General features: G+C 68.4%; 17 protein-coding genes. 9 read left to right on the top strand and 8 right to left on the bottom strand.

Features of this window, described 5'->3' with window-relative positions; genetic code table 11:
- Nucleotides 1–296: 296 nt before the first annotated feature.
- From ACK4UM_RS17970 to ACK4UM_RS17955, 4 genes are read left to right on the top strand one after another with little or no spacing between them, the layout of a single operon-like run.
- Nucleotides 297–2,960, top strand: coding sequence for a PD-(D/E)XK nuclease family protein (locus ACK4UM_RS17970; RefSeq protein ID WP_409802051.1), 2,664 nt, complete (start codon nt 297–299; stop codon nt 2,958–2,960).
- Nucleotides 2,960–6,136 carry a UvrD-helicase domain-containing protein gene (locus tag ACK4UM_RS17965; RefSeq protein WP_409802048.1) on the top strand — a complete coding sequence of 1,059 codons (3,177 nt, stop codon included), beginning with the start codon at nt 2,960–2,962 and terminating at the stop codon, nt 6,134–6,136. The genes ACK4UM_RS17970 and ACK4UM_RS17965 overlap by 1 nt, the downstream gene beginning before the upstream one ends.
- Complete coding sequence (locus ACK4UM_RS17960) at nt 6,133–6,291, top strand: hypothetical protein (RefSeq protein ID WP_409802046.1); 159 nt, start codon at nt 6,133–6,135, stop codon at nt 6,289–6,291. The genes ACK4UM_RS17965 and ACK4UM_RS17960 overlap by 4 nt, the downstream gene beginning before the upstream one ends.
- A gap of 34 nt (nt 6,292–6,325) precedes the next feature.
- Nucleotides 6,326–7,072 (top strand): hypothetical protein, encoded by a 747-nt coding sequence (locus ACK4UM_RS17955; RefSeq protein ID WP_409802044.1) that lies wholly within the window; start codon nt 6,326–6,328, stop codon nt 7,070–7,072.
- A 19-nt stretch (nt 7,073–7,091) separates the two neighbouring features.
- Here ACK4UM_RS17955 and ACK4UM_RS17950 read toward each other — a convergent pair whose 3' ends face one another.
- Nucleotides 7,092–7,553, bottom strand: a complete 462-nt coding sequence (locus tag ACK4UM_RS17950; protein ID WP_409802042.1) for a hypothetical protein — start codon at nt 7,551–7,553, stop codon at nt 7,092–7,094.
- A gap of 106 nt (nt 7,554–7,659) precedes the next feature.
- On the opposite strand from ACK4UM_RS17950, the gene ACK4UM_RS17945 reads away from it, so the two are divergent.
- Nucleotides 7,660–8,241: a hypothetical protein gene (locus ACK4UM_RS17945; protein WP_409802039.1), complete on the top strand. Its 582-nt coding sequence runs from the start codon at nt 7,660–7,662 to the stop codon at nt 8,239–8,241.
- Nucleotides 8,242–8,534: 293 nt separating this feature from the next.
- Here ACK4UM_RS17945 and ACK4UM_RS17940 read toward each other — a convergent pair whose 3' ends face one another.
- Complete coding sequence (locus ACK4UM_RS17940) at nt 8,535–8,669, bottom strand: hypothetical protein (protein ID WP_409802036.1); 135 nt, start codon at nt 8,667–8,669, stop codon at nt 8,535–8,537.
- Between the two features lie 95 nt (nt 8,670–8,764).
- A complete protein-coding gene (locus ACK4UM_RS17935) occupies nt 8,765–9,727 on the bottom strand; it encodes a LysR family transcriptional regulator (protein ID WP_409802032.1) in 963 nt (320 codons plus the stop codon).
- 72 nt (nt 9,728–9,799) lie between these two features.
- On the opposite strand from ACK4UM_RS17935, the gene ACK4UM_RS17930 reads away from it, so the two are divergent.
- From ACK4UM_RS17930 to ACK4UM_RS17920, 3 genes are read left to right on the top strand one after another with little or no spacing between them, the layout of a single operon-like run.
- Nucleotides 9,800–10,441 (top strand): cysteine hydrolase family protein, encoded by a 642-nt coding sequence (locus ACK4UM_RS17930; protein ID WP_409802028.1) that lies wholly within the window; start codon nt 9,800–9,802, stop codon nt 10,439–10,441.
- Nucleotides 10,438–11,064, top strand: a complete 627-nt coding sequence (locus ACK4UM_RS17925; RefSeq protein WP_409802025.1) for an MFS transporter — start codon at nt 10,438–10,440, stop codon at nt 11,062–11,064. Before ACK4UM_RS17930 ends, ACK4UM_RS17925 begins: the two co-directional genes overlap by 4 nt.
- 53 nt (nt 11,065–11,117) lie before the next feature.
- Entirely contained in the window at nt 11,118–11,942 is an 825-nt protein-coding gene (locus ACK4UM_RS17920) for an endonuclease/exonuclease/phosphatase family protein (RefSeq protein WP_409802021.1), read from the top strand.
- On the opposite strand, the gene ACK4UM_RS17915 is transcribed toward ACK4UM_RS17920, so the two are convergent.
- The 4 genes from ACK4UM_RS17915 to ACK4UM_RS17900 all read right to left on the bottom strand — a co-directional run bounded on the left by ACK4UM_RS17915 (nt 11,906) and on the right by ACK4UM_RS17900 (nt 15,468).
- On the bottom strand, nt 11,906–12,526 hold the full coding sequence (locus tag ACK4UM_RS17915; RefSeq protein ID WP_409802018.1) for an NUDIX domain-containing protein: 621 nt from the start codon (nt 12,524–12,526) through the stop codon (nt 11,906–11,908). The two genes, ACK4UM_RS17920 and ACK4UM_RS17915, sit on opposite strands and share 37 nt — an antisense overlap.
- Nucleotides 12,523–13,626 (bottom strand): aminotransferase class V-fold PLP-dependent enzyme, encoded by a 1,104-nt coding sequence (locus ACK4UM_RS17910; protein ID WP_409802015.1) that lies wholly within the window; start codon nt 13,624–13,626, stop codon nt 12,523–12,525. Before ACK4UM_RS17910 ends, ACK4UM_RS17915 begins: the two co-directional genes overlap by 4 nt.
- Before the next feature lie 265 nt (nt 13,627–13,891).
- Nucleotides 13,892–14,572 (bottom strand): hypothetical protein, encoded by a 681-nt coding sequence (locus ACK4UM_RS17905; RefSeq protein WP_409802011.1) that lies wholly within the window; start codon nt 14,570–14,572, stop codon nt 13,892–13,894.
- Complete coding sequence (locus tag ACK4UM_RS17900; protein ID WP_409802008.1) at nt 14,572–15,468, bottom strand: N-acetyltransferase family protein; 897 nt, start codon at nt 15,466–15,468, stop codon at nt 14,572–14,574. Before ACK4UM_RS17900 ends, ACK4UM_RS17905 begins: the two co-directional genes overlap by 1 nt.
- Before the next feature lie 353 nt (nt 15,469–15,821).
- On the opposite strand from ACK4UM_RS17900, the gene ACK4UM_RS17895 reads away from it, so the two are divergent.
- Nucleotides 15,822–17,738, top strand: coding sequence for a B12-binding domain-containing radical SAM protein (locus ACK4UM_RS17895; RefSeq protein ID WP_409802006.1), 1,917 nt, complete (start codon nt 15,822–15,824; stop codon nt 17,736–17,738).
- A gap of 110 nt (nt 17,739–17,848) precedes the next feature.
- On the opposite strand, the gene ACK4UM_RS17890 is transcribed toward ACK4UM_RS17895, so the two are convergent.
- Nucleotides 17,849–18,310: a hypothetical protein gene (locus tag ACK4UM_RS17890; protein WP_409802004.1), complete on the bottom strand. Its 462-nt coding sequence runs from the start codon at nt 18,308–18,310 to the stop codon at nt 17,849–17,851.
- Nucleotides 18,311–18,396 lie beyond the last annotated feature (86 nt).

The raw sequence follows: 18,396 nt of genomic DNA, 5'->3' as shown, positions 1-18,396 counted from the left end.
TGCAAGCAGCCGTCGATAAGGTTGCGCTTCGCAGCGACCACCTTACCCTTCTCTCCCGGCATCGTCGATCCCGAGAGGCGAGCGTGGAGAAGGCGGACCCCGACGCTGCTTGGCCGGCACGCGTGCCGGATCGGCGTGGATGGCTACGGCTTCGACCGAGCCACGCCGTCCGCAGAAACCGACGACCCCATGACACGATGAGCCTTTGCGGGAACCAGACAGCGCACTTAGGCTACCGCGCCGCTCGACACGCCCCTCGCGATTCGCTGCCGCGCGGCGGAAGGAAGTCATAGACGATGCCTCACACGCGCCTGACGATCGTTCTGGGCCTCCATCTCGACGGCGGCGGCGCGCCGGACGGGTGCGGCGGGGCGGTGGGGGCGGTCGGCGCGGCTTCGGTGGGGCCACTGGGAGTCGTCGACATCCTGGAGACGCTGTGCGGGCTGTCCGCGCCGGCTTCGAGCGCGGTGACGCGGATCGCGGCCTGGCAGCGGGCGCTGGAGGACGCGGGTCCGGGGCGGTTCTGGGCGCGCTCGCTCCACGAGGATGCCTGGGCGACCGCGCGCGTGTTGCTGCGCTGGCGCGACGGGCTCGTCGAGGCCGGTTGGCGCGCCGATCTCGATCTCGACGCCCCGCGCCTGCGCGATCTCGCCGCCGCCGAGCGCGCGGCCGAGGCGCTGCCGCCGGGGTTGTCGGACAGGATCGCGGCTTTGCTCGAGGAGATCGACGCGCCTTGCGTCGCGCGCCTCGCAACCTTGCGGCTCGTCGACCGGCGCGCGCACCTGCCGCCAGGCCTTTCGCGCCTCGTCGACCGGCTCGACGCGCTCGGCGTCGCGATCGAGGAGATCGCGTTCGCGCCCGCCGCGCCGGAGGGCACCGCGCTCGGGCGGCTGCAGCGTTGGCTCGCCGAGGGCGGCGAGTCGCAGGGCGCCGCCGACGGGAGCGTGAGCCTCGCCACCTGCGCGAGCGCGCCGCTCGCGGCCGAGCTCGTCGGGCAATGGGTCGAGGCGGCGCCCGAGGGCGCGGGCGCGACCCTCATTGCGGAGGGCGGCGACAGCCGCATGCTCGACCACGGGCTCGCGGCGGCGGGCCAGCCGCGGGCGGGGCGCAGCCTGCGCTCGCCGCGGCGCGGGACGCTGCAGGTGCTTCATCTCGGTTTTGCCGTCGCCTGGGCCCCCTTCGACCCGCATGCCCTCCTCCAGCTCCTCGTCTTCCCCAACGGCCCGATCGCCCCGCGCGCCGCGGGCCGGCTCGCGCAGGCCTTGGAGGAGGCGCCGGGGCGCGGCGGCGCGGCGTGGCACGAGGCCTGGGCCGCGATCGAGGCCGATGCGCTCGCCGACGGCGACACCGCCCGCGCCGAGCGCCGCATCGCCCGCTGGCGCGCCTGGGCGGACCCCGCCTGCGCCGATCCCGCCATCGGCATGCCCGCCGCCCAGGCACTCGCCATCTGCGACGCCGCCGCCTCCTGGGCGGTGGCACGTCACTCCAAGACGCAGGATCCGCTCCTCCTCGCCACCGCCCGTCTCGCCGAGGACGTCCGCCGCGCCCTCGTCGCGCTCGGCCGCACGCATTATCCGCGCACGCTGATCGAGCGCATCGTCGACGAGGCGCTCGATACGGGCGAGGCGGATCCGGCGGCGATCGCCGAGGCGGCGCCCTGGCGCTGCGTCGCCCATCCCGGCGCCGTCTGGGGGCCGGTCGACACGCTCCTCTGGTGGAATTTCGTCGCGCCCGGAGACGCGGCCGCCCCGAGCCCCTGGACGAAGGCCGAGCGCGACGCGCTCGCCGCCGCCGGCATCCACCCGGACACGCCCGCCCGCGCGGCGGCGGCCGCGAGCGCCGCCTGGGAGCGGGCGGTCCTGTGCGCGCGCGAGCGCATCCTCCTCGTCGCCGGCGGCCTCGACGCGCACGACGAGGACGCGCTCCACCCGCTCGCACACCGCATCGAGCCGGCCTTGAAGCGGCTCGGCACCCAGGCGCGGCTGGAGGAGGCGCTCGCGACGCCGAGGACAGCGCTGTGCGGGCGCGAACTCCCCCGCGTCGCGGCGTCTTCGGGCGCGCCGCCTGCGGGACGCGTGTGGTGGCCGACGCCGGTCGGATTTGCGGGGCGGCTCGTGGAGCGCAGGGAATCGGCGACCTCCTTCGAAACGCTCGCCGCCTGTCCGCTCGCTTGGGCCTTGCGCCACGTCGCGAGGCTCCACCCCGGCCGGGCGCGCGCGATCCCGGACGCGAACCGGCTGATCGGCAACCTCGCCGACGCGCTCTCGATCGCGATCTTCCGTCCCGGTCCGCCGCCCGCGCCGGAGGCCGCGGCCGAGACGGCGCGCGCGCAGCTCGACGCGCTCGTCGACAGTCTGGCCGCGCCCCTGCGCCACCCCGCCGCCGCGATCGATCTCGCCTTCGCCCGCCGCCGCCTGCCCGAAGCGATGGCGGATCTCGCGCGGGTCTTGGCTGCCAATCGCCTCACCGTGGTCGGGACGCAGGAGCGCTTCGAGGCGCAAGCGGCGCCCGGCGTGCCGGTCGTCGGCGACATCGACCTCGTCGCGCGGGATGCGCGCGGGGGTATCGTCGTCATCGATCTCAAATGGACGCGCAGCGCTACCCGCCGCCAGAACGAGATCAAGGAGGGCGATGCGATCCAGCTCGCGACCTACACGGCCCTTTACGGCGGCCCCGGCGCGCGCGCGGGCTATTATCTCCTGCGCCAGCGCCTCTTCGCGACGCCCGCGGACGAGGATCTCTCCGGCCTCGAAATTCCGGCCGCGCGCTCGCTGGCCGACACCTTCGCCGCCCTGCGCGAGACCTATCGCCTGCAGCGCGACGCCGCCGAGCGCGGGATTCTCGTCGCGCGCGGCATCGAAGGCTTCGCGGAGCACGACCCGCCGGACCTGCCCCTCGTGCGCGAGGCCGACTGCCCGTATTGCAACTATCAAGGCCTCTGCCGGGTGAGGAGCGCGTGATGGCCGATACCCCTGCCCCCTTCGGCCGCGTCGACGCGATCGTCGCCTCCGCCGGCACCGGAAAGACTTACAACCTCGTCGAGGAGATCGCGCGCGCCATCGCGAGCGGAATCGCGCCCGAGCGCGTGATGGCGACCACCTTCACCAAGAAGGCCGCGGGCGAGCTCGCCGGCCGCATTCGCACGAAGCTCATCCGGGACGGCCGGTCCGATCTCGCCGCGGCGATGCTGACCGCGCGGATCGGCACCGTGAACAGCGTCTGCGGCACGCTGATCGAGGAATTCGCCTTCGCGCTCGGCCGCTCGCCGCTCGCGGAGGTGATCGCCGAGGAGCGGCAGGCGGTGCTCTTCGCCCGCGCGACGGGCGAAGTGATGGAGGCGCATGCGGCGCGGATCGGGGCTCTGGCCGAGCGGCTCTCGATCCCGGAGACGGATTACAGCGGCCCCGCCGGCACCCGCCGCGGCTGGCGCGACGACGTGCGCCGCATCGCGGACGCCGCCCACCTGAACGGATTGGGTCCCGAGGACATGGCCCGCTGCGCCGAGCACGCGCTCGCGGGTCTCGACCGCCTCCTCGGCCGACCGCTTGCCGGAGAGAGCGCGCAAGACCTCGATCGTGCGCTCGCCGACGCCGTCGCGCTTTGTTGCGCGGACCTCACCTCGACCACGATGGCGTCGCTGAAGAAGGGCACGCTCGACAAGGACGTCCCGAAGGTGAAGGCGGCGCACGCCGCGCTTCGGCGCGGCGATCTCCTGCCCTGGTCCGATTGGGCGCAGCTGTCGAAGCTCGGCGCGACGAAGGCGGACGCCGCCCTCTTCGACGACGTGAAGAATGCCGCCGCCGCGCATCCCCGCCATCCGCGCCTGCGCTCCGACCTCGCCGACTTCGTCGCCGCCCAATTCGCCTGCGCCGCGCACTGCATGACGGCCTACGCCGCCTACAAGAGCGAGCGCGGGCTCGTCGATTTCGTCGACCAGGAGATGCTCGCGCTCGCGATCCTGCGCGATCCGGCGAACCGCGAGCGTCTGCGCGAGCTGATCGGGGCCGTCTTCGTCGACGAGTTCCAGGATTCGAGCCCGATCCAGGTGGCGATCTTCTCCGCGCTCGCCGCCATCGTCCCCGTGAGCGTCTGGGTCGGCGATCCCAAACAATCGATCTTCGGTTTTCGCGACGCCGACCCGGAGCTGACGCTCGCCGCCGCGCAGGGCATCACCGCCGGAACCGGCGGCACGACGCGCTATCTGCGCACCTCGTGGCGCTCGCGTGCACCGATCGTCGATCTCGTGAACGAGGCCTTCCTGCCGCCCTTCCGCTCCGTCGGCATGCGCGACGAGGAGATCGCCTTCGACGCGACCGCGCGTGAGGAACGGGACGGCGCGCCGGCCGCCTTCTCCACGTGGACCATGTCCGGCAAGAATGCCGGCGAGCGGACGGCCGCGCTCGCCGCCCATGTCGCGAACCTCCTCGCCGAGCCCGCCGCCTGGCCCGTCGCCACCAAGGGATCGGACGAGACCCGCCCCGCCCGCGGCGGCGACATCGCGATCCTCTGCCGCTCGAACGGGCAGGTCGGCGCGGTCGCGCAGGCGCTCGCCGCGGCGGGTCTGCGCGTCGCCGTCGACCGCGCGGGGCTTCTCGCCACGCCGCAGGTCGAGCTGATGCTCGCCGCTCTGCGCGCCGTCGCCGATCCCTCCGACGCGCTCGCGCTCGCCGAGCTCTGCCGCTTCGCGCGAGAGGACGACGAATGGCTCGCCGCCGCCTTCGCGGAGGCGCCGCGCGAGGCCCTGCGCGCCGCCCTCCCCTTCGCGGCGGAGCTCGAGGATCTTCGCGCGCGCGCCGCGCAGCTCACGCCGGCCGAGATGCTCGACGCGGTCCTCCACCTGCCGGGCCTCGTCGCGCTCGTCGGCGGCTGGGGCGCGCTCGAGGAGCGCTGGCACGATCTCGAGGCCCTGCGGGCGCTTGCCGCGACCTACGAGGAGGAGTGCCGCGCCGAGCGCGCGCCCGCGACCCTCGTCGGGCTCTGCGGCTGGCTCAGCGCGCAGGACGAGGCGAAGCGCCCGACGAGCCGCCATCCCGACGCCGTCCACGTGCTCACCTATCACGGCGCCAAGGGCCTCGAATGGCCGATCGTCGTGCTCACTGAGCTCGAATCCGAGGCCAAGGGCTCGCCCTTCGGCCTGCGCGCGGAGAACGCGACGGGCTCGCCCCCCGATTGGCGCGATCCGCTGGCCGGCCGCGTGCTGCGCTTCTGGCCCTGGCCCTATGGCGAGCAGAAGAAGGACGTCGGGCTCGATGGCACCGCCGCCGCGAGCCCCGAGGGCGTCGCCGCGCTCGCCTCCGAGCGGCTCGAGCGCGTGCGGCTCCTCTATGTCGGCGCCACCCGCGCCCGCGACACGCTCGTCTTCGCGCTCACCGGCAAGGACCGCTCCTGGCTCGACGAGCTGACGGACGAGACCGGCGCGCCGCTCGTCGCCTTCGCCGACGGGGCGGTTCGCGTCGGCGACCGCGCCTTCGCCGCGCGCGGCGAGCCGACGGCCGGGGCCGCGGGCGAGGCGTCGGTGCCGGTCGACCATCTCCGTCCCCTCGTCCCCCGCCGCACGCACCCGCCTCTGCGCATCGCGCCGAGCGGCGCGGCGGCGGACGGCGCCCGGATCGTCGAGACGCTCGCACTCGGCCCCCGCATCGCGCTTGCGGGCAAGCCCGACATGAGAGGCGTCGGCGAGGCCTGCCACCGCTTCCTCGCCTGCGACGACCTCACGCTCGCCACGGAGCGCCGCCGCGCCCGCGCCGCCCGCCTGATCGCCGCCTGGGGCGCGGCGCCGCTCCAACCGCAAGACCTCCTCGAAATGTCCCGCCGCCTCGCCTCCTTCCTCGCCGAGCGCTACCCGGGAGCGGGCCTCGCCCCGGAATGGCCGGTCCACATTCCGGACCGCGACCAAATCCTCGCGGGCCGCATCGACCTCCTGGTGGACGCGCCCGGCGGCTTCGCCATCGTCGACCACAAGAGCTTCCCCGGCGGCGTCGAGACCGGCGATACCCGCCTCGCCGCCTTCGCGGGCCAGGCGGCGCATTACGCGCGCGCGGTGTCGCGGGTGACGGGGCGGCCATGCGCGGATCTGTGGCTGCATCAGCCGATCGTGGGGCGGATCGTGCGGGTGGAGGTGGCGAAGAGCCCATGAACGACCTGAGCGACTGGGAAGAACGGGTCCTCGCCGGCGACTTCTCGGCGCTCCAGGACCCGCTGGGCTACGCCCCGCGCTCGTCGCGCTCGATCCGAGGAGAGCCGCGCGCTTGCGGCAAAGCTTCGGGTCGGGTGATGTGGCGCGAACGATGAGATGATCCGCCGCCAAGGGGGGGTGTGGAACCACATGGACGAACTGATTCGGGCCGAGGGCACGTCGGTCGATCACTGGGAAAACGCCCGCGCGCGATTCCTCTATCCGCCGGTTTGCCTCATCGAGTGCGAACGTACGGATCCGAGGGCCGTGATCGAAGTGGAGGAGTACGACCTGTACCTGGCCGAACATCGCCTCGAGAGTGCCGCAGCACTCGACGCGTGGCATCACGACCGCATTCACGCTCCCGATCCGCGAACCCGTCTCGCCGCGCTTCTGTCGATCTTCTATTGGGGCTATTACGCCTCCCCGAAGGACCCGAACCGCCGCAACGGGTATGTCCTGGCCCGCACGAAGGTGCTCGTCCAAGGCAGAGCCCGGCGCGCCCGGCCGGTTATCGACGAGAGCCTGGCCGCGCTGGACGAGGCACTGAGACACGCGAGCCGGGGCAGTGTCGAGGATGCGATCCGCTCGGTCGTCCAGATCCCCTATGCCGGCATATCCTTCGGCTCCAAGGTCCTCGCCTTCGCCGCTCCAGAGACGGCCGTCGTCTATGACGAGGTGGTGCGCAGGATTCTCGTAAGATGGGCCGAGGTCGATCCGCAGATGGCGCCGATGGTCGTCGCGAAGCATGCCTCGATCGAGCGCCGTGTCGCCGCCTATACGCGCTGGTGCGCCTGGTGCGTCGCGAAGGCGGCAGAGTTGAACGCGGCTTCGTCCGCCCGACGGCACTGGCGCGCCGTCGATGTCGAGCGGGCGGTGTTCAGCATCGGCGGCTGACGCTCGCTCGCTGTCGATATCAGCCGACGAACCGGCCGCGGTCCTCCTCGAACGGACCGAGGCTTCGGCGCGCCTCCTCGACCTGCGCAGCGCTCGCGAGCCGCGCCAGCTTCTCGGCGGTGATGAAACGAGGGTGCGCGAAAACGCTGTCCATCTCGCCGGCTGCGATTTCCTGCGCTGCTTCCGCTTGGCTGGCCGCGATCGTCTCCATACCCAGGCGGACGGCTGCCGCGACGAGTTCGGCGTCGATGTTTGCGTGCAAGGCAATGAGCAGTAGATCCGAGTCCTCGAGCAGGAGCCCCATCCCGATCTCGCGCGCCAGGCCCGCCGGGTCCGTGCGCGCCCAAGCCTCGACAGTCGCGATTGCGTCGGCGACTTCCGTCGGATTGGCAGCAGGCGGGAGAAAGATCGGCGAAGCCCCACGATCGAAAGCTGCTGCCGGCTCGTCGAGAGAGGGAGACTTGGAATCCTTGCTGTTCATCACGTCATCTCACTCCGGAACCGGAAGTCGCCGCTACTAGACCACGGCAGCGGCGCCAACGTAAACTCGGCGCGGCGTCCGCCCGGGCCCATCCGGAACTCTGCTCATGACCGAGACGTGTGCGCCGTCGAGCCCGCCCTACCATCATCGCATCCTGATCTCGGTCGTCGCGGAGCCGAGCCGCCAATACGGCGTGGATGACGGGGTACCGGAGGAGTTCGCCACCTGCCGGAAGGCATGGCAGAAGGCGGTCTCCGGCAAAATCAGCTCCGCCGCCGCGACGGAGCTGGAGCGGATCCGCGCGATGCTCGAGCGGCGGCTGATCTTCGGCTTCGTTCCGACGAACCTGAAAGAGGGCACGACACTGCTCGTCGCGAACGAATTTCTGGTCCGCGGTCTCACCGTGCTGGGCTTCGATTTCTCGCAAGGCATCCTGCCGTCCGTGCGGGCCAAGATCGTGATCGATCTCCCGTTCGCGGCGCAGATACCGCTCGGCGGCATCGGGGACTGGCAGGACGAGAACGATCGCCTCGACTGGGCCTGCGCCCTCCACCTCGACTTCGAGTACGAATTCGACTTCGGGGAGCATATCTTCGTCGAAGAGTTCGAGATCGAAGGGCCGCTCGCTCCGGATGACCCGGGCACCACCGCTTTCGAGCGCATCGCGGCGAAATCCGACGCGGTCTGAAGAGCCGCGACCTTATCCCCCTCCCCCGCGCAGGTGAATCGCCCGGATCACGTCCGCACCCAAAGACGACGACATCCGCGCGCTCTGCCGTCTCGCGGCGATCGGAGACGATCACGATCGTCTGATCCGTCGAGCACTCATGCACCCGGCGCGGCATTTCGGAGCGGCGGCGATCCATCGAGTCGAGGGCCTCTCGTCTACGAACCCGATCGTAAGCTCGCCCCCGCGATCGCGAGGAGCACGATGGCGATGCCGACGACTTGAACCGGCGCGAGCACCTCGCCCAGCCAAGCTCACGACAAGGCCGCCGCGGACACGGGCTGCAGCAACAGGACGAGGGAACCGAGCGACACCGGGAGGTCCTTGAGTGCCGTGACGACGAGCCCCTGGCCGGCGAGTTGTCCGACGATGACGAGGGCTGCGAGCAAGGCCCAGGTCTCGGCGTCCGCCGGCACCGGAGCGCCGGCCGCGAGGAACAGCGGCACTAGCCCGCAAGGCGGGCTCCTGCCCCTCCCCTCGCCCGTCAAGCCGGTGCGAGCGGCGGCGAAGGGCTGAGCGCGCAGTCACGAACCGCCTCCGGGAGGACCGCGCCGGCGAAAGCCGCGCGGTCCTTCTCGAATCGCGCGAACAGGTGGTCCAGCAGCGCGCGGACGCGCGGGCGGCGGGCCACGTCGCGGCGGGCGAGGATCCAGACCTCGCGGCTCGGCAGGTCCTCCGTGCCGGGGATCCTCGAGAGATGCGGCGACGCGTCCGCGAGATAGCACGGCAACATCCCGATCCCGAAGCCGGCTTCGACCGCCGCGAGTTGCGCGCTCAGGCTGTTGGAGCGAAACGCCATGCGCCGCCCGCCGGCCCAGTCCGCGAGCGCGCGGCTCTCCGGCAGGGGCGTCTCGTCCGGCGGATAGCCGACGACGGGGAAGCGCTCGCCGTCTCCGTTCTCCACCGCCGCCGCCATGTCGTGGCGCGCGTAGAGGGCGAAGGCGAGGCTCGCCGCCCGACGGCAGAGCAGCTCGCCGTCGAGCGGGCGCGCGAGGCGTATCGCGATGTCCGATTCCCATCGACCGAGGCTCAAGGCTTGCGTCGAGGCGAAGACCTCGACGTCTATCGTCGGATTCGCCGCCCGAAACGGCACGAGGGAGCCGACGAGCCATCGATCCGCCAGCGTCGGCGTGCAGGTGATCCGGACCGTGCCTCCGGCCCGCGCGCCCGCATCGAGATCGTGGCGTATGGCGAGCGCGGCCTCGCTCATCGGTCGCGCGTGCATCAACACGGCCTCGCCCTCCGCCGTGAGACCGAATCCGGTCTCGCGGCGGTCGAAGAGAACGGCGCCGAGGCTCGTCTCGAGGCGCGCGACGCGGCGCGAGACGGTCGCGTGATTGACGCCGAGCCGTCGCGCAGCGCCCGAGAGCGTCCCCTCCTCCGCGAGCGCGACGAAGAACCGGAGATCCTCCCAGTCGATCTTTCGTGTGCGTTTTCTCTCGGTCACGGTGAGGTCCTGATCGTTTACGCGCACCCGCGGGAAGCTTTATCGTCCTCCTGCCAACCATGGAAGATTTCAATGACGGCGACAACCACCATCGCGAACCGCCCCGCACCGCGCACGCTCCTCTCCTTCGCCGGCGCGCCGACGGCGCCGACGGCGCTGGAGGAGGGGTGTCTCGTCCTGATCGACATGCAGGAGGAATACGTCTCCGGCGCGCTGCCGCTCGTCGGCATCGCCGCCGCGATCGCCGAGGCGGGACGACTGCTCGCCGCCGCGCGCGCGGTCGGCGCGCCGATCTTCCACGTCGTCCATCACGGCCGTGCGGGCGGCGCGCTGTTCGATCCCGACACGCCCCGCGTGCGCATCGTCGAGGAGCTCGCGCCGCTGGAGGGAGAGACGATCGTCGTCAAGTCGCTTCCCAACGCCTTCACGCGCACCGGGCTCGCCGATCTCGTCGCGGCCACCGGACGCCGCGAGCTCGTGATCGCCGGCTGCATGACGCATCTGTGCGTCAGCGCGACGGCACGCGCCGCGCTCGATCTCGGACTGCGCAGCACCATCGTGGCGGACGCCTGCGCGACGAGGGACCTGCCCGATCCCGCGGGCGGCATCGTCGACGCCGCGACGGTCCACCGCGCCGGGCTGGCGGCTTTGGCGGATCGCTTCGCCATCGTCGTCGGTGATACCGCGTCGCTCGATCGCGCCCGCGCGGCGTGATCGGGACTCACGAGCGTCCGCTCGCCGCGGCGACCCTCCGCCGCGGCGAAGCGCGCTCATCCTCCGCCGCGGCTCGCATTCGAGCCGCGGCGAACACGAAGGCAGCGAACGCGTACAGGCTGATCGACCAGACCGGCGCGCGGCTCTTCCTCTCCGGAGGCCTCTTCCTGCGCGCGGCGGGCTTCCTCGCGCTCGCCTTCGCGCAGGATTCCACGGCTCTCGTCCTCGCCGCGGCCATGATCGGCACCGGCAGCGCGGCCTACGAGACGGCCGCCTACGGAGAGCTCGCCCGCAGGCCGACGCGCCACCGCAAGTTCCTGTTCCTCGTCAACAACCAGGCGCTGAATCTGGGCGTCATCCTCGGCCCCGCGCTCGGCGCGCTGATCCTCGTCTTCGACATCCGCACGACCTTCATCGCGAGTGCCGGGCTGTTCTCCTTCGGCGCCATGGTCGCTCGGATGGCGATTCGGACGAGCCCGCCCTCGCATCGAGGAAGCGGCGGGGTGCGTCGCGGCGCCGAGCCGGGTCGCCTCAGGCCGATAACTCAACTCTGGATAAATAAAATCCGGCCCGCGCACCCGCGTTCAGGCTCCAGTTCATGCAAACGGAACGTTGACGCCTGATGCGTTTTGCATGACCATGACCGATATCTTACGAGAAAGGCTACAGAACACCGATGAGAGACTTGTTCGTTGCCAGTGATGAGCTAAAGGGGTATACCGAACCAGCTTTCATTCAGGCAGGATCAGAATACGTACTATTTTCTGCCAATATCCAGAATTCCGGCGCCGACCGCGCCGCTCAGATCGCGGAATTTGTAAGAAATCTTCTTCCCGACATTCTTATACTGTCCGAGCTGAAAAGAAAGCCAGCGACTATCAGCCTTTTAGAACACCTGCGTCGAATCGGATACAATCCATTGGACCTAGACGACGACACCGAACAGAGCCAATATCATGTTGTCGTGGGTTCGCGCTTAAGATGCGTCGAACTGAAGGTTTCGACTGAAAGCTTGCGCAATAGGCTGAAGATATTGCGCCTCGAGGCGCATCCGCCTTTCGAACCCGTCTATGTGGTAGCGGTCTATGCTCCCGCTTACAATCCCGAGAATCTCGCGCTCCGAAGACGCTTCTTCGACGATCTCCAGAACGCCGTTCTTCGCCGGCTTCATTCCACAGCGAAAAACGCTTTCATCGTCGGAGACCTCAATATCGTCGATGCGGTGCACCACGCCCATGTCGCAGACTTTGCGGCGGAGAGTGCGCCGGTCTTTTCCGCATTCGCCTCGACGGGCTTTGTCGACCTCCTGCGACGAAGGTTCAGGCGAGAACCCGCCTACACTTGGTATTCTCCGCGGACCGGGGAGGGACAAAGACTCGATCATTTGTTCGCTCGAGGCAAACTCGTCGATCATGTCGGCGAAGTCGCGATCGACCACGACTTCCGCATCTGCAAGTTGAGCGATCACTCTGCCATCACATGCAGATTCAGGTCGCCCTGACGCGGATCCCCAAGCTTGGGCGCTGACCTGCACCGTAGCCGCAGATCGGAGCGCTCCATCGCGGCGATAGCGCGGCGCAGCCCGACGATGTCGCGCAAGTCACGGATCTCATCGATGCCGAACCATCGAAGCTTCTCATGGCCGTCGACGGTCCGCTCGCCGACGGCGGCGCGCTCGACATCTACGATGTGCCAGAAGGTGACGTCCGTATGCTCGACTTGCCCATCGGTCACCTTTGTACGCGTGACGAAGAAGGGTGTCCGTGAAACCGCTTTCGGATCGACACCGAGTTCCTCGCGCACCTCTCTGGCGATCGCTTCCGCAGGAAGTTCGCCCGGTTCGAGATGACCTCCGACCGGGATCCATGAACGCGCTCTGGCATGATCGACGAGGAGGAAGGTGTCGTCTGCGCGGATGATGGCGTACGCCGCGAGGTGCGTGTTCGGGACGTCTGGCTTCCGCAGTCGGTACGGCGTCTCGCATCGCCTGATCCAGGAGATGGCGTCTTCTGCGCTGCGACGGTCGACGTGCTCGCCGGACGCCAGGAGGCCGAGCAGGCGTGCCCGAAGCTGCAGATCGATCACGGGCCGACGCTCACGAAATTCGCCGAAGCCGCGAGGGCGGACCCATATGCATCCACGATCTCCTCGTCGCCGGGATAGCCCCACAGGGGAAGCTTCAGGATGCGGTCTGCGAAATCCGCGGCTCGGCTCGTGTCCGGACCGGAGCGTGCGGTTTCCGCGTTGTCCCCGAAGAGCGGCAAGCCCGTCATGAGGCCTGTCGAACCGGGTATGTCGATCTCGGACCCCCCCACCGACTCGATCCACCTGCACAGGCGCTCTCGATATTCCGAAGGCTGGTCGACGTTCATGACGACGAGCGGCGCGACGTAGAGGCCCGGCTCGTCGCCCCTATCGGAGGAGGCGAGAAGCTCGAGGTGGGGGTGATCGGAGAGAGCGCTCCGCAAGCGCTCGAGATTGCGACGACGGCGCGCCTCGATGTCGGCGGCCTTGTCGAGTTGATCGAGCCCGATCGCCATGGCCAGCGTATGAGGACGGTACTTAAGGCCGTACCCGGTCTGTGCGAACCGTCTGTCCGGATGCGTCGGCGTCACCTCCGAGATCGCCCGTTTGTTGTAATGGCCGAACAGAATTGCGGACTCGTACAAGCTCCGAGTCCGGCAGACGAGTGCTCCCCCCTCGCCTGCGGTCAAGGCCTTTTGATTGAAGCTGAAGGACGCCATGTCGGACGTGGTCCCGACTCTCACGCCGCGAGAGCGCGCGAAGTGGGCATGGGCGCAATCTTCCAGAAGCCAGAGTCCTTTCCGGTCGCACAGCTCTCGAAACGCCGGCATGTCGCACGGATTGCCCCACATGTGAACGCACATGATGGCGCGCGTTCTCTCGCTGATCGCCGCCTCGGCCGCATCCGCGTCGATGTTCCCGAACCGGTCCACGTCCACGAACCGGATCCGCAGGCCCTCGTAGGCCAAGGGCGAAGCACTGGCGAAGAAGCCGTAGGCGCCGACGAGGACCTCGTCGCCAGGCTGCATCCCGGTCGCCGCCACCATCGCATGGATGGCGGCGGTTCCCGACGAGAAGGCGAGCACGTGTTCGGCTCCGAGGAACGCGGCGAAAGCCCTTTCGAATTCGCCGATCACGCCGACGGCGGTCTGGTCGGGCAAGGAGCGCCTGGCCTGCCTCGCCAGGGCCCCATCGAGAGCCCCGTCGACGAAGGGCCAAGTATAGTGCTTCCGGCCGAGCCGTGCGAACGACGCAGTGACAGAAGCGGCGAGGTCGGGCTTCTCTGGCGGAGCACCATCATGCATAGTGGCTCCCCTGCCAACGAGGTTCATCGACCACTCCTCCCCTGTGTTCGGCTTCAATCCTAGCGAGCGCGTGCCTCGAAGGCATCCGGCACTCTGAATTGTCAACAGATTTGCCCGATGGTCATGACACGGGCGGTCGCTTCCCGTCCTCGTCTCTCGCCTCGTCCACCACCGCCTTCAGGCGCCCTGCGGCCGCTGCACGGTCGTCACCGGGTACCATGTCGACGATCGTCCACATGTGCCGCTCCGCGAGAAGCGTCATCTGCTGCTCGACGGCGTGCTGATATCGTGCGAATGCGCCCGGCTCGTCGACGTCGAGGCCTGCGTGAAGCCCGCGCTCGCTCATCGACCACGAGTCTCGGCGTGTCGCGCGAGTCGCGACCGACGCGCGGACGAAGACGATCGTGTCCGGTTGGGCAACGGGGCGCATGTCGGACAAGAGCAGGGTCTCATCGTGCCCTTGAACGATCAGCTTGGCTACGAGCTTCCAGATCCACCCGTCGATCAGAACGTCGGAACCTGCTTCCAAACGCGGGCGAATGTCGCTCGCATACAATCCGATATGCCATGATATCTGAAGGTGCCACCAGAATGAATCGACGAAGTCACGCCCCTCGTATCCGGCGAAGAGAAGGTCTCGCAGCCTCGGGAGGGTGCTCCGGGCCAACGGCGTACTCGGCGAGCAATCTTTTCGTGAAAGCACGCAAAGATCGCTTCCCGAAGCGGCCGCGATCGCCTCGGCCGCCGCCGTCTTTCCTGCGCCGTCTCCGCCTTCCAACGCGATGAATCGTCCACGTCGCATCACTTTCCTCTCCTGCGCGGTCGGAAGTCGACCAGCATCGTATCCGGCTTCCAGCCCTGCGAGCCGAGCCGGGCGAGCAGGCTCAGCGTCCCCGGATAATCGCCGCCCTCCACGGTTCCGGCCATTTCGGCAATGCCGAGTTCGCGACACGCGACCTCGAAGACATGCGCGAGCAGAGTCGCTATCCCCCGCCCGAGTGCTTGCTCCGTCACGAAGACGTCGACGATGCGCCCGCGCGTCTCTCCATCGTGGGCGCTTGTCGCGCTCAAGTCGCCGAACAAGCATCCCAAGGGGCCCGATGACGCCGCGGCGACGACGATCAAGGGGGATGTCGCCGAGAACGCAGTGTGCAGAGGGTATCGTGGCGGCAGGTGCTCTCGCTGAAAACGATTCAACCCTGCGAGGAGCGAACGCTCGAGCATCTCGGTGACCGCGGTCTCGTCCTCCGGGCGTGCCACGCGCAAACTGATTCCCGCCAGAGCCGGCGTCGGCTGCGGACGGGTGGGCTTGGAGATTTCGAACCAGACCTCCGCGTCGTCCGGGATCACGACCCGGTCGCCTGTCGCCGGTCTCAGCCACCGGATGAAGGCCCATCGCCGTCGCCGGGCCTCCCCGGACAGGACCGATCCTATCCTCTCGAGAGCATCGGCCGAGCGTGCGGTGCTCGCGGGAACGCAAACGACCGCACCGAAGCGCAGCGCGAGGGTCGCATCCTCCTGCTCGATGGCGAGGATGCGACCCGCCCCGTGGGGATCGGCTACGGCGACGGTGCCGGCGCCGGCCAGGAGGGCGCGGGCACCTCGACCCCCAAAAAAGCACGCGACGCGATCCGCCTCGTCGAGCTTGCCGCACACCTTTGCTGCACAGGCGCCGCAATCATCCATGGTCACTTCCATTGCGCAACCATGTCGCGACCGCGCTCACGCGATCGAGCTCGATCTCTCCGAAATCGGCAGGCACCAGGGCGGCCAGCGGCGTCGTCAGCCAGCACCCGCCAGGGGAGTCTCTCCAGGCGAGCGGTCCGGTTCGATGCCGAGGCACCGGCAGGATGAAGAACCGGAGAAGATGCCCGCTTTCGAACCATCGCCGCGAGGCCACTCTTCCGGCGAGCCTGCGCAAAAGGGCGCCTGATACGGACGACGGCTCGGCGCGTCGCGAAAGAACCGCTTCGTAGAGGAGGCTCGCGCTCGTTCGAACGGGAGAGGTCGAAGCACTCTGCGTCGCCTTCGGACCCTATGATCCCGGCTCGTTGCCGTCGATCGTTCGTAGCGAGATCGCGCGGACCGAGGCGGTCGAGGCCGGGGTCTGGCGCGTCCTCGCCAACGGCCCCCGTCTCTTCCAAGTCATGGCACACCCCCGCGTCTTCCTCGCGGCGCTGTACCATCCCGAAAACTTTCCGCTTCCGCGCTTCTCTCTGGCGATCTCGGATCTCGCACGCGCGGCACGGAAGGCTGGGGCCTCCCGCGTCTTCCTGCGCGACATGCAACTTGGTGTGAGCGTCGAGGAGATCGCGGCGGATATCGAGCGGATACGGCCCGACATCGTCGGAATTTCCGCCACCTTCGGGCAGCAGGACGTTCTGGAGCGTCTCGTCGCCGTCATCCCGCGAGACCTGCTGACCCGATCGCGGGTCGTCTTCGGCGGCAGCCTCTCCGCCTTGAACCGCGACGTCCTTCTCGAGCGGTTTCCATCCGCATGCGTGGCGACGGGCGCGGGCGAGGATACGATCGCAGGGTTGATCCAGGAAGCACGTGGGGCAGCATCGCTCGAGGAGATTCCGGGTCTCGCCTTCCGAACCGCGGCAGGCGAAATCGTCCAGACGGTACGTCGAGGCCCACGTGAGACGGACGACATGCTGCCGGAACTCGATCTGCTCGACGACACGTTCGCTCATCGCGGAGTCGTCCAGCTCGAGACCAGCCGCGGCTGCAGCTACGCATGCTCGTTCTGTCCACGCACCCACAAAGGCATCTGGTCCGGCGATGATCCCAAAGCTCTGGACGTGGTGACACCGGACATCCTTCGGCTTATGCAACGGCACCCGCATCTCGCCCGCCGGGTCTTCCTCGTCGATGAGGAGTTCGTCGGCTACCGCGCCGACGGAGAGTCGGAGCGCCGGGTCCTCGGCGTGGCGCGTGCTCTCGCGCGAAACGGCATGACCTTCGAAACGAACTCTCGCATCGATCAAGTCTATAGACCGCACAAGGACGCCGCGTGGCATCTCGACCGTATCGAAATGTGGCGTGAACTCGTCCGGCTCGGGCTCGATCGGTGCCTGTTCGGTATCGAATCTGGAGTTGATGCGGTCCTAAAGAGATTCAACAAAAAGACCACCTCCAATCAGAATAGCATTGGCATTCGAATGTTGTCGCTCGTCGGCGTGCCTCCACGATACACCTACATTACATTCGACCCCCTTATGACGCGCGAGGATCTGAGGCGCACCTGTGCTTATCAGGCGCGCACCGACCTCGTTCTTCCGACGAGAAGAGACCTATCGGCGAAGGACGTGTTCGATATCGCAACTGACGATATTTCTTCGCAAGGCTTGAACGGCACGCCGTTCTACGAGCACATCAGCTACATGCTGGTCTCGATCGAGCGCTTGCGGGACGCCCCTTACACAGAAGTGGCGCGTCGAGGGGGCCTTTTGGGCGCATTCAATCCCAACATGGGCCGCTACGATAGCGCCTATTTGGATCCCGATCTCGGGCTGTTGAGCGATTGTGCGCAGCGCTGGATTGATCGGTCGTTCAGCTTGGATTACACCCTCAAAAGTATCGAGAAGTATACGGATTCAAATGCCAAGGAAGCGGTCCGACGGATACGAGTGAGCGTTAAACGCTACGCCTTTCAGCTGCTTTGCGCATTCGCCGATCTCGTCGATACGGGCGACGGCGAGCCTGTCGTCGTCCCGGCGGCTCCGGATTGGCTCCCAAGCGATGGCGGCGTTCGTACGAGCTTTGCGAATGGCTCGGGTCGCGACAGACGGCAAATCGTCTTCGAGATGATGGACAGGCACTTCACCTCCATGGCGGAGACGATCTCTCACGAGTTCAAGACCGTATCAGGGAACCTGGAGCCAGCCGAGCAGACGAGGATCGATCACGAACTCGACCGTTGGGCATCGCGCAAGGGTTGGGAGCTGATCAACTCGCTGAGTTAGCTGTCCTGCTTCATTTTCCTCGACAATGTCGCACGGCGTAGCTCGCGCCGAGTGAAGCGCCTTTGCTTGGGAAAAGGCAGAGGGGCGGGTCGATCGCCTACGCCGAGGCTCTAATTTCGGCTGGATGCAAGACGGGTGTCACAGTCGTAGCCGGCGAGGATCTCCTCGCGCAGGCGGTCGCGCGCGCGCGCGCTCTTGCTGGAGTGGTAGCGGGCCCCGTCGCACTCGACGCCCGGGAGGTAGCGGTGGGGGCGCTGCGGATGGCGGACGCCGATGTCGAATCTGAAGCCGGAGACGCCGACCTGGAAGTCGAGCGCGTAGCCACGCGAGCGACCCGGTCCGAGCCGAAGGACGCGAACAGGCCGATGCGGATGCGGGCGCGCGAGAAGAGAACGTTGAGGCTCCGTTGGGGTTGCCGGCAACCTGCCGCGCCTCGACCCGGAGACCAACCAAAGGAGACGACGAGGAGGAGGGGAGAGAGGGGACAGGACAGAGGAGACGGAAGAGGGAGGGAGGGGCGTTCTTCCGAACAGGGGATGAAGCGCGCCACTTGGTTTTGCAGCGATCGCCACATGCTCTTGCACCACAAAGAGCCGGTCGAAAGAGGACTTGAGAGGCGCTCGAGCGGGGCCTGAAAATGGGTGTTAGAGCCGTCCCT

Source organism: Salinarimonas sp. (assembly GCF_046292825.1).
Lineage (GTDB): Bacteria > Pseudomonadota > Alphaproteobacteria > Rhizobiales > Beijerinckiaceae > Salinarimonas.
This window is presented reverse-complemented; position numbering and strand designations above follow the sequence as displayed.

Excerpts from the sequence above, each read along its gene's own strand:
- ACK4UM_RS17970 (WP_409802051.1), top strand. The coding sequence starts at position 297 with ATGCCTCACACGCGCCTGACGATCGTTCTGGGCCTCCATCTCGACGGC.
- ACK4UM_RS17965 (WP_409802048.1), top strand. The coding sequence starts at position 2,960 with ATGGCCGATACCCCTGCCCCCTTCGGCCGCGTCGACGCGATCGTCGCC.
- ACK4UM_RS17960 (WP_409802046.1), top strand. The coding sequence starts at position 6,133 with ATGAACGACCTGAGCGACTGGGAAGAACGGGTCCTCGCCGGCGACTTC.
- ACK4UM_RS17955 (WP_409802044.1), top strand. The coding sequence starts at position 6,326 with ATGGACGAACTGATTCGGGCCGAGGGCACGTCGGTCGATCACTGGGAA.
- ACK4UM_RS17950 (WP_409802042.1), bottom strand. The coding sequence starts at position 7,553 with ATGAACAGCAAGGATTCCAAGTCTCCCTCTCTCGACGAGCCGGCAGCA.
- ACK4UM_RS17945 (WP_409802039.1), top strand. The coding sequence starts at position 7,660 with ATGACCGAGACGTGTGCGCCGTCGAGCCCGCCCTACCATCATCGCATC.
- ACK4UM_RS17930 (WP_409802028.1), top strand. The coding sequence starts at position 9,800 with ATGACGGCGACAACCACCATCGCGAACCGCCCCGCACCGCGCACGCTC.
- ACK4UM_RS17920 (WP_409802021.1), top strand. The coding sequence starts at position 11,118 with ATGAGAGACTTGTTCGTTGCCAGTGATGAGCTAAAGGGGTATACCGAA.
- ACK4UM_RS17905 (WP_409802011.1), bottom strand. The coding sequence starts at position 14,572 with ATGCGACGTGGACGATTCATCGCGTTGGAAGGCGGAGACGGCGCAGGA.
- ACK4UM_RS17900 (WP_409802008.1), bottom strand. The coding sequence starts at position 15,468 with ATGGAAGTGACCATGGATGATTGCGGCGCCTGTGCAGCAAAGGTGTGC.